The following is a 9,149-nucleotide window of genomic DNA, read 5'->3' on the forward strand; positions in this document are numbered from 1 at the left end:
AAGGGCTGCACTCACTACCAAGGGTATCTGTTTGGCAAGCCGGTACCGATTGAGCAGTTCGAAGTGCTGCTGAAACAGGGCTGATTGCTGTTGATGTTGTTGTGGCGGAAACCGAACGGCCGTTTCGGAGCAAGTCGAAGGTCGGCTTTGTGGACTTTGCGGACGGTCGCAAACCAAAAAACCTATCGGTGCTATCGGACGACCTACGACCTTCCGTGGGGTCTATATTCTGTCTTCTCAGCCCTAATACAAAGCATTAGCTGTGTGCTGGGCAAGTCAGACAATAATTGTATTAGCCGAGACGGTTATCCGCCGGATGGTACAGAGGGTCTTCCAGCACATTCACTTCGATCATGCCTTTGGCTTTGTCCAACAATTCCAGGCAATCTGGACTCAAGTGGCGCAGGTGTAATTTCTTACCCAACTCGGCGTAGCGCTCTGCCAGCTGGTCGATGGCTTCAAGGCCGGAATGATCCTTCACACGCGCATTCTTGAAATCAATCACCACTTCTGCTGGATCAGTCTGCGGCGTGAACAAGGTCAGAAAATTCTGCGACGAGGCAAAGAACAGTGAGCCGTGCAGGTCATACACTTTCCAGCCGTGTTCTTCGGTACTCACGCGCACATCAATGTTCTTGGCATGCTCCCAAGCAAAAGCCAACGAGGAGATGATGATGCCGACGATCACCGCAATCGCCAGATCGGTGAGTACGGTTACTACGGCGACGGTGATGCCGACCACGATGTCGGTCTTGGGTACTTTGCCAAATAGATTGAAGCTGCCCCACTCGAAGGTCTTTTCAGACACGACGAACATCAGGCCGATTAGTGCGGCCAACGGAATCATCTCAATCCATTCCGAGGCGAACAAGATGAAGCACAGCAAAAACAGCGCAGCAGCGATGCCAGATAGATTCTTTACTGCGCCATTGGTCACGTTGATCATGCTCTGGCCGATCATGGCACATCCGCCCATGCCGCCAAAGAAACCGGTCACCACGTTGGCGACACCTTGACCGACGCTGGCAAGATTGGGTTTACCGCGCGTCTGCGTCATGGTATCGATGAGGTTCAATGTAAGCAGAGATTCAATCAAACCGATGGCGGCGAGAATCAGGCTGTAAGGCAGGATGATCTTCAATGTCTCCAGATTCATCGACACATCGGGTAGGTGGAACTGGGGTAAGCCACCGGCGATGGAGGCCATATCACCCACGGTCTTGGTATCAATGCCTGCGAAGATCACCAGTGCAGAGACAGTGGCAATCGCGGCCAAGGTGGAAGGGATGACATTAGTCAGTTTGGGCAGCAGGTAGATGATTGCCATGGTCAAGGCGATCAAGCCCAGCATGGTGTAAAGCGGCGCACCAGACATCCATGTTTGCACGCCATCCGCACTGGTGACTTTGAAGTGCCCCATCTGCGCAAGGAAGATGACAATAGCCAAGCCGTTCACAAAACCCAGCATCACGGGGTGCGGCACCATGCGAATGAATTTACCGAATTTGGCGAGACCAAAGCCGATTTGAAAAATGCCCATCAGCACGACGGTCGCGAACAAATATTCCACGCCATGCGTCACCACCAGCGCCACCATCACCACGGCCAGCGCACCCGTTGCGCCAGAAATCATGCCGGGACGACCACCAATTAACGAGGTGATGATGCTCACCATAAAGGCGGCATACAAACCGACTAGCGGATGCACATGTGCCACCAGTGCGAAGGCGATAGCTTCTGGAACGAGTGCGAGGGCGACGGTGAGGCCGCTCAAGACATTGGTCTTGGCTTCGGCAAAATTGTTGATTTTCATAAAAACTGCCTCAAAAAATATAACGCTGCCCATGCGTGAGGGCAGCAATGCTAAGTGTTTGTAATGGATGCGGCGGCCTGTGATACTTAGGCGATTAAGGCGTAGATGGATTACATCGGAATGGCTCAGATAGGTCGTTGGCGTGATTATACTCGGCACGTTTGTAGCAGCCGCTCACCATTTGCAGCAAATGGCCGATCAGCGAAGTTCAGTTTTGCAGAACTCCAAAACTATGTATGGCCGCACTATTCACGATGCGGAATTTCGCCCTTGTAAATTGGCGGCTATAAAGCGGTCGGTCGTGACTGACTCCAGTGTGTCGATAGGGTGAATTCGCGAGCGTCCGCTGTCGAGCAGTTCAGTTTTTTGCGCACACGGAAATTTTGATTGCTCTGAAGCTGACGCTCGCGAATTCACCCTATCGACACGCAGCGGCTGTAGTGCAATTCTGACAGCATGCCACAAAGCGGACGCCCATAGTTAACTCAGCCCAGACTGGAGCGACAGTCCGCAATGGCCGATTATGGACGATGCCTGTCAGATCAAATCTGCAAAACTACAACTTAAGAAGCTCTTCAATCGCCGTGCATGATTTTCATGTTGTTCTATCATTGCACGGCAATTACTTCACACACCGATCTACATACAAGCGCCGAACACCACTTCTGCGGAGCGCTCTAACCAGCTCATCCTCTCGCTCTTTGGACTCGGCGGCTTCCCTGTAGATTTGCCTCCAGTCGTCAGGTGTGAAGTTCTTGGCGTTCTCTGCAGAGCGCCTTTCCATCCTAGATGTACTTGGCCACATCCAAAAGACAAACCACAATAAAAAGATCGCAACTAGCAATCCAAATACCGGATTAATTATGGAGGTGCCAGCGATCATACAAAACCACACAAGCAAGAAACGACTATCAGCAGTGGCTTCCTTCCAAGACCCCATCAAGTCGTAAAAATACTGCTTAACCGGATGATCCATGTACACGACAGCCGCGTAGTTGTGCTTGTTCGGCACGATCACGTCGCGGTAGCGGGGGAGGCCAAAGAGGCCAGTCTCGCCCTTGTATTGCGGAAGGTCATTCAAGTTCGTCAGCACCTTGCCATGACCCACTCGGACAAACCTTTGTTTCTTCGTCACGGCCGTCATCGGTTGATGCGCAACGAAGCGACGATATGCGCTGGCCACCTGTTTGGCTACCCAAACCAAGATCGTGGCGGCGCCGATTGCAAATACAACCAACAGAACGATTCCCAATCCAGTATTCATTTTCCTTACCTCCTCAACTAAGCCGCCAGCCGTTGCAGCGGTTTTATCTTCGGCCCAGGCGTTTGTTTTGCTTGCCACAAGTCAAACTGTGTTTGCATCCCAAGCCAGACTTCCGGTGTTGTGGCCAGCCATGCAGAAAGGCGCAATGCTAAATTCGCAGTTATGCCTCCCTTGCCATTAAGTACCTTGGATAAGGTCACTCTCGATACTTGCAGCGCCTGCGCTGCAGTCATCACCGTCATTCCTTCGGGGATCCACTCCCGCAAGACTTCACCAGGATGTGGGGGGTTATGCATTCTGCTCATGTTCATTTCTCCTAGTGGTAATCCTGATAATCGACAATCTCGGCATCTTGTGCATCAAAGGTATATGTCATGCGCCAGTTGCCATTTACCGTTACCGAGTAGTGACCCGCCTTATCGCCTGTGAGTTGGTGAAATCTCCAGCCCGGAGCATTCATATCATCTGGGCGCTTGGCGTTGTCCAGCATAGTCAGCATCAGTCGCAGTCTTCCAGCATGCTTGGGTTGTATCCCGGCTTTGCTGCCAGTTTCAAAGAATGCTTTGAGTCCCTTGTGCTTGAATGACTTGATCATGGTCTGGAAGTGTAAATAGTAAATATACAGATGTCAAGACGCCGCACAGCAACTTTGGGGTGCCTGTAGCGCAACTAGGAGTTGAAGGATTTTCCACAGCACCTACAGGGCATCTACAGAACGCGTGCCTGAACGCCGCTTTACACACACGCGCTCCCCAGAACATCTACAGCACATCTGCGCTTTGAAACCCGCCGAATCGTCCTGAAGAAGCTGTGGGAATGCGGTTCAAATTTGAACCGCATTCTTGGGATTTCCTCTGCCCAAATATCTAGACTTCGCGAGTCATTCAAGTGGAAGTAGCTTCGTCATGGAGAAACACCAAGCAATCAAAATAGATCCCTCTGCATTCAAGTTCATTGCGATCCTGGACATCTTCGGAACGTCATTCATTAAGGATGAAGACCTGTTTCCTCCTGCCGCAGACTCATTTGACCGGATCGCCAGATGTGACGAATTCTTGGCTGAATTGCCGTATTGCTCACCTTACGCGATCTCAACAGGGGATATGAAGCCCCGCAGGTTTGAGTACAAGGACAAGTTCATCCAGTTTTCATCCAGCCCAACCGGTCTACCGACCATCCGGGATTTTGACATGCTGATCTATTGCGTTACCTGGATAGCCAATGCTGCGATGGATGGAAGGGAAGTTGATGTGGGGCCGGTCTACCAATTCGACGTAGAGGACTTCTACAAGTTTTCTGGACGCGCCCAAAATGGCGAGCGCGAGAGCATATTCATCCAAGGGCTAAAGCGGCTTGCCGGCAGCACCATTCTCTCCAACACCAAGCCTATTGGACTTGATGCAGCATCTTTCAATCTCGCTGAAAAATATCAACTGGGGCGAGATGAAGCGGGGCGCTTGAGGACGGTCAAAATCAGGCTTCCTCACATGATTTATTGCCTCACCCACAATGAATTCTTTGACCCGATCCACCCCGATTATTTCACCCTCTCTGCCGCTCGCAGACTGATCTATCTATTCCTCAAGCAGCACTGCGGTAGTGCCGAGAGATTGCCGGTGCCTTTTGCCAAACTGCATGCAGTGACTGGATCGGCATCGCCTCTGCGCAAGTTTCATCCCGTCATCAAGGAGCTTGTGGTCAAGCCACTGCCGGAATTTTCCTCTGAAGAAAATGGGGAAAAGGAAAATTTGTCTTTCATCGGGATGGCGTAAGAAATCTCGCGACCAAGATGATTTTTCCGCATTCAACACTATGAAATTTAAGAAGATAAATTTTCCGCAGTTGCCAGACGAGAATTCCGAAACACAAGGCGCAAGCGAAATTCAAGACGAATATTCCGCTGCCAGACGAGCGTTCCGCCCATTGGTTAAGCGCTCATTCCGCGCTCAACTTGATGATTCGATGGTGAGTATCTATTGCGATTCGGGATTGCTTGGGGCTTTTGTGGCTTGGCAATTTACCGCGCCGACCGAGCCTGATGGCGCAGAAGTAAAGGTGCGCCAAAACAGGTCAATCCGCACAGTGTGTAAAGGTGAGTTGTGGAATTAACCTTGGAGGATGTATGCAGACAGCAAATGGATCAGGAAACGTAGAAATCGCCATTCAATCCCTACGGAATCATGTCGAGGAGCTTGGCGTAAAAGCCATGGACTTGTGCCAGCAACACTTCAATCTTGTGATGGCGGAAAACAAGCTGAAGTCATGGGATGAAAAGAGTGTGTTGTTCGTGCAGACGCGGATGCGCGGAAATAGCTTGACGGCGAACTGGTACGAAATTGGGTGGTATGGGTCAAAGACCGCAATGACACGCCGTATGACAAAGAGGCTCATCACCAGGCAGAAAGGTGACTATGGCTACAACATGGCTGTCTTGCTCAAGCTGGCTCAACCTTGGGAAATCGAGATGATTCAAACCATCGAGCCTGAGCTAAGAGAAATTCGCCGAGAAGTCACCCTGACAAGCAAGGCGATCATACTGCTCAAGCACGCCAATAAGACCGAATGAACGAGCTCGGCCAACTCATCGGGGAGCTGGCAACCCTCTCGTGGCGGTACAACACCTTCCGTGGACGTTGGGCCGAAATGCCCGACTCAACCGGCCTGTGCATCGTTCTAGGCATCCTGTCGTTCACCTCCAGCGTGCTGGTGATCTGGGTGGAATATGGCGGTGCGGTCGCTATGGCAATCCCTGTGGTCTGGCTATCGGCCATCTGGCTGTTCGCAACTGACGGATTCAGCGTCCGGGTAAACAAGCGCCTTGCGTCCGCCGTCTTCCTGCTGTCGATTCCAGCGATGCTCATCCTTGCAATGGTCGGGAGTGGCCAACAGCTTATCGAAGTGCTGGTGGGAATGTACCTATCGGCGACCATCCTCACACTCAGAACAAGGGAATAGTGCATGGCTGAATCGTTTGATTGGGAGAATCCTTGGCGGCCGAACATCGAAGCCAAGATGGCGATGGTGTGGGGCGGGGCGGCTACGGCAACCCTGCTGATAGGCAAATACATGCCTGTACCTATCCCCATGAAGTTCAGCGCGGTTGCAGCGCTCGTGTGTACCGGGATGGCTGCATACCGCGGCATAGCCGCTTGGAATCGCTACGTGGGCAGCTCAAGGCTGGAAAACTTCGGCATAGAATTCATGACCATTGCAGAACTGGCCCAGAAAACTGAAGAAGCGAAGAAAAAGAAAGCAGTCTGGCTGGGTGACGGTTTTGACTGGACGGACATCGAAGCCCAAAAGATGCACTCGATGATCGGGCTGGGCATCGCAAAGACCATTGGCAAGAGAACCGACGAACACCGTCTGAACGGCGCGTACTGGCTTCACGGCCTCGACAAAGAGACCGCCCGCTTCATGGATGTTGGCAACCTTGTGGGTCATACCGGAATTGTCGGAACGACACGAGTGGGTAAAACCCGCGCGATGGAAAACCTGATTGGCCAAGCGATCCTTCGTGGCGAGTGCGTCATCATCATTGACCCCAAAGGCGATCACGAACTGGCCGAGAATGCAAAAAGGATATGCGAAGCCATGGGGCAGCCGGAGCGCTTCGTCTATTTCCATCCCGCGCACCCTGAAAAGTCAGTCTCCATCGACCCGATGCGCAACTGGAACCGCCGTACAGAGCTTGCCAGCCGCGTTGCCGCCCTGATTCCATCGGAGACCGGCGCAGACCCGTTCGCAGCGTTCGGCTGGAAAGTGCTCAACGACATCGTGAACGGCCTGGTGGCCACCGGCGTAAGCCCGAATTTGGCTCACCTAAAACACTACATCGAGGGCGGCGCGGACAACCTCGTGTTGAATACCCTGCGTCACCACTTCATTGATTACGTGGCGGACTGGGAATCTCGCTCAAGCGGGTTTGTGAAAAAGCACAAAGACAAAGTACTGGAAGCCTATATCGACTTTTACAAGCAGATCGTCATCCACGAAGCCCAGTCATCCGATCTGGACGGCCTGATCTCGACCTTTGAGCACAACCGGGACCACTTCCAGAAAATGGTCGCTTCGCTCATCCCGATTCTGTCCATGCTCACCTCAGATCCGTTGACTGACTTGCTGTCGCCCACTTCCGAGATGGGCGGCAAACGGCAATCGACCGACATGGCCAAGATCATCAACAACAACCAAGTCCTCTACCTCGGACTGGACAGTTTGGCGGATGGCACGGTCGGTAGCGCCATCGGCTCGATCATGCTGGCTGATTTAACTGCCGTGGCCGGTGACCGCTACAACTACGGCATCGATTCCATCCGTCCGGTGAACCTGTTTATTGACGAAGCTGCCGAGGTTATCAACCAACCCACCATCCAGCTCATGAACAAGGGCGGCGGCGCGTTATTCCGAGTCACCCTGGCGATGCAGACCTTTGCCGACCTCCCGGCGCGCCTTGGCGATGAAAACAAAGCCAAACAGGTGCTGGGCAACATCAACAACCTGCTCGTCTTCAGAGTGACCGATGGCGACACGCAAAAATACATCACGGACAGCCTGCCGAAGTTCAAATACAAATCCATCAACCTGCGCTACGGACATGGAGCTGACGCACACCTTCAGGATGAATACAAATCCTCCTATCAGGAGTCCGTCATCGAAGAGGAAGCCCCGATCATTACCCCCGAAATACTCGGAGAGCTTGCGCCACTCCATTTCTTCGCAAAGGTCTCTGGTGGGCGGCTCATCAAAGGCAAGATCAAGATACTTCAGGAAAAGGACTGAGCATGGCCGACAAAAAGAACAAGGGCGGTATTGGTGCTGCCATCGTCATGTTTGCTGTATTGGGTGCAATGGCCGTGTGGACGTTGATATCGCCCGAATTCCTGATGAACTCGCTTCAGGCCGAGCGCGCCTTTGCGGTTCAGATGGGTGGGGTAGCCTCTGATCGATGGATCTACACGCAGTCCATCTCTGCGAGCATGGACATCATCAAGGATTCCACCTCGGCCATCAAAGAGACAGAAGTGCTTCCCGCGATGATGAAAAACTGGTCGCAAGAACGCGCCATCGTCACCTGGCTGTGGTACTCCCTGATCACCTACCGCGCTAACATGCTCCTGCTGTACTTCTTCATCCTGTTCCCCTTTGTCATCGCCATCACTCTGGATGGGTGGGGCGTGCGCGAGATCAGCATGCACCGGTTTTCCTCACAGTCGCCGATAAAACACCGGATGGGTGTCGTCATATCCAACACCACCCTCATTGGCGTGGCGATCTGGATAGCCTTGCCGTTCCCGATACCCGCAGTCGTCGCACCGCTGGCGATCATCGCTATTGGATTCTCAAGCTGGGTCTGGTTGAGCAACCTGCAGAAGCGGATTTAACAGATTACGCGGAAATCCTCCCTGTTCAGGGGGAGGATGAATAGCGCGGATACCGCAGGTATCCATGTTGCCAGCTTACTCCGGCGTTTGCTGTTGCTCGATGTATTGGCGAATGATGGCAATCGGCGCTCCGCCGCATGAGGCGGCGAAATACGATGGCGACCACAAAGCACCACCCCACAATTTTTTGCGAATACATGGATAGTTCTTTTTGCGAATCATTCGGCTGGATACACCCTTGAGGCTGTTCACCAGCACCGATACCGCCAGCTTTGGCGGATAGTTCACCAGGAGATGCACATGGTCATGCTCGCCGTCGAATTCCATCAGCTCCGCTTCAAGGTCTGTGCAGACACCCGCGAAGATACCCCGCAGGTCATCAATCACTTCCTTGGTGAATACGCCACGGCGATATTTGGTCACAAAGACCAAGTGAACGTGCATCTTGAAAATGCAATGCCTGCCGTGTCTAATTTCGTTGTTTTTCTCCATAGACCGAGTATAATTTTAAACATGCAACGCTTGCAAGCCTACAAATTTCGGATTAAGCCAAACGGCGAACAGCAACGCGCCATGCGTCGCATTGCCGGTTCGTGCCGATACGTCTGGAACAAGGCGCTGGCGCTGCAAATAGCCAATCACGAAGCTGGCGAAAAGTTCATCAATCATTTTGCAATGTGCAAGTGGC

12 protein-coding genes are annotated in these 9,149 nt (G+C 52.5%); 7 read left to right on the plus strand and 5 right to left on the minus strand.

The genetic code is table 11. The features are described 5' to 3' along the window. Window positions 1-292: 292 nt before the first annotated feature. From Q8O80_RS04245 to Q8O80_RS04260, 4 genes are all read right to left on the minus strand, one after another. Window positions 293-1,813 (minus strand): SulP family inorganic anion transporter, encoded by a 1,521-nt coding sequence (locus Q8O80_RS04245; RefSeq protein WP_305577274.1) that lies wholly within the window; start codon window positions 1,811-1,813, stop codon window positions 293-295. A 622-nt stretch (window positions 1,814-2,435) separates the two neighbouring features. Beyond that, a complete protein-coding gene (locus tag Q8O80_RS04250) occupies window positions 2,436-3,077 on the minus strand; it encodes a hypothetical protein (RefSeq protein WP_305577276.1) in 642 nt (213 codons plus the stop codon). A 17-nt stretch (window positions 3,078-3,094) separates the two neighbouring features. Then, a complete protein-coding gene (locus Q8O80_RS04255) occupies window positions 3,095-3,382 on the minus strand; it encodes a HigA family addiction module antitoxin (RefSeq protein ID WP_305577278.1) in 288 nt (95 codons plus the stop codon). Window positions 3,383-3,393: 11 nt separating this feature from the next. After that, window positions 3,394-3,672, minus strand: coding sequence for a type II toxin-antitoxin system RelE/ParE family toxin (locus Q8O80_RS04260; RefSeq protein ID WP_305577280.1), 279 nt, complete (start codon window positions 3,670-3,672; stop codon window positions 3,394-3,396). Between the two features lie 310 nt (window positions 3,673-3,982). Here Q8O80_RS04260 and Q8O80_RS04265 point away from each other — a divergent pair, with 310 nt between their 5' ends. Genes Q8O80_RS04265 through Q8O80_RS04290 form a run of 6 tightly spaced genes read left to right on the plus strand, consistent with a single transcriptional unit; the run spans window position 3,983 to window position 8,461 of the window. Beyond that, window positions 3,983-4,849, plus strand: a complete 867-nt coding sequence (locus Q8O80_RS04265; protein WP_305577282.1) for a replication initiator protein A — start codon at window positions 3,983-3,985, stop codon at window positions 4,847-4,849. A 40-nt stretch (window positions 4,850-4,889) separates the two neighbouring features. Continuing rightward, complete coding sequence (locus tag Q8O80_RS04270; RefSeq protein ID WP_305577285.1) at window positions 4,890-5,186, plus strand: hypothetical protein; 297 nt, start codon at window positions 4,890-4,892, stop codon at window positions 5,184-5,186. A gap of 13 nt (window positions 5,187-5,199) precedes the next feature. Further along, the gene (gene mobI / locus Q8O80_RS04275; protein ID WP_305577287.1) at window positions 5,200-5,643 is read left to right on the plus strand and encodes a conjugative transfer protein MobI(A/C); all 444 of its coding nucleotides are present in this window, start codon (window positions 5,200-5,202) and stop codon (window positions 5,641-5,643) included. After that, complete coding sequence (locus Q8O80_RS04280; RefSeq protein ID WP_305577289.1) at window positions 5,640-6,032, plus strand: hypothetical protein; 393 nt, start codon at window positions 5,640-5,642, stop codon at window positions 6,030-6,032. The genes mobI and Q8O80_RS04280 overlap by 4 nt, the downstream gene beginning before the upstream one ends. Before the next feature lie 3 nt (window positions 6,033-6,035). Beyond that, complete coding sequence (traD, locus tag Q8O80_RS04285) at window positions 6,036-7,859, plus strand: conjugative transfer system coupling protein TraD (RefSeq protein WP_305577291.1); 1,824 nt, start codon at window positions 6,036-6,038, stop codon at window positions 7,857-7,859. Window positions 7,860-7,861: 2 nt separating this feature from the next. Beyond that, a complete protein-coding gene (locus Q8O80_RS04290; RefSeq protein ID WP_305577293.1) occupies window positions 7,862-8,461 on the plus strand; it encodes a hypothetical protein in 600 nt (199 codons plus the stop codon). Between the two features lie 75 nt (window positions 8,462-8,536). Here Q8O80_RS04290 and tnpA read toward each other — a convergent pair whose 3' ends face one another. Further along, the gene (gene tnpA / locus Q8O80_RS04295; RefSeq protein WP_371136098.1) at window positions 8,537-8,884 is read right to left on the minus strand and encodes an IS200/IS605 family transposase; all 348 of its coding nucleotides are present in this window, start codon (window positions 8,882-8,884) and stop codon (window positions 8,537-8,539) included. Here tnpA and Q8O80_RS21505 point away from each other — a divergent pair. Further along, a partial coding sequence (locus Q8O80_RS21505) for a helix-turn-helix domain-containing protein (RefSeq protein ID WP_371136099.1) occupies window positions 8,768-9,149 on the plus strand: 382 nt, incomplete at its 3' end. The two genes, tnpA and Q8O80_RS21505, sit on opposite strands and share 117 nt — an antisense overlap.

The sequence above is a fragment of the Devosia sp. genome (assembly GCF_030689745.1).
GTDB classification, from domain to species: Bacteria; Pseudomonadota; Alphaproteobacteria; order Rhizobiales; family Devosiaceae; genus Devosia; species Devosia alba.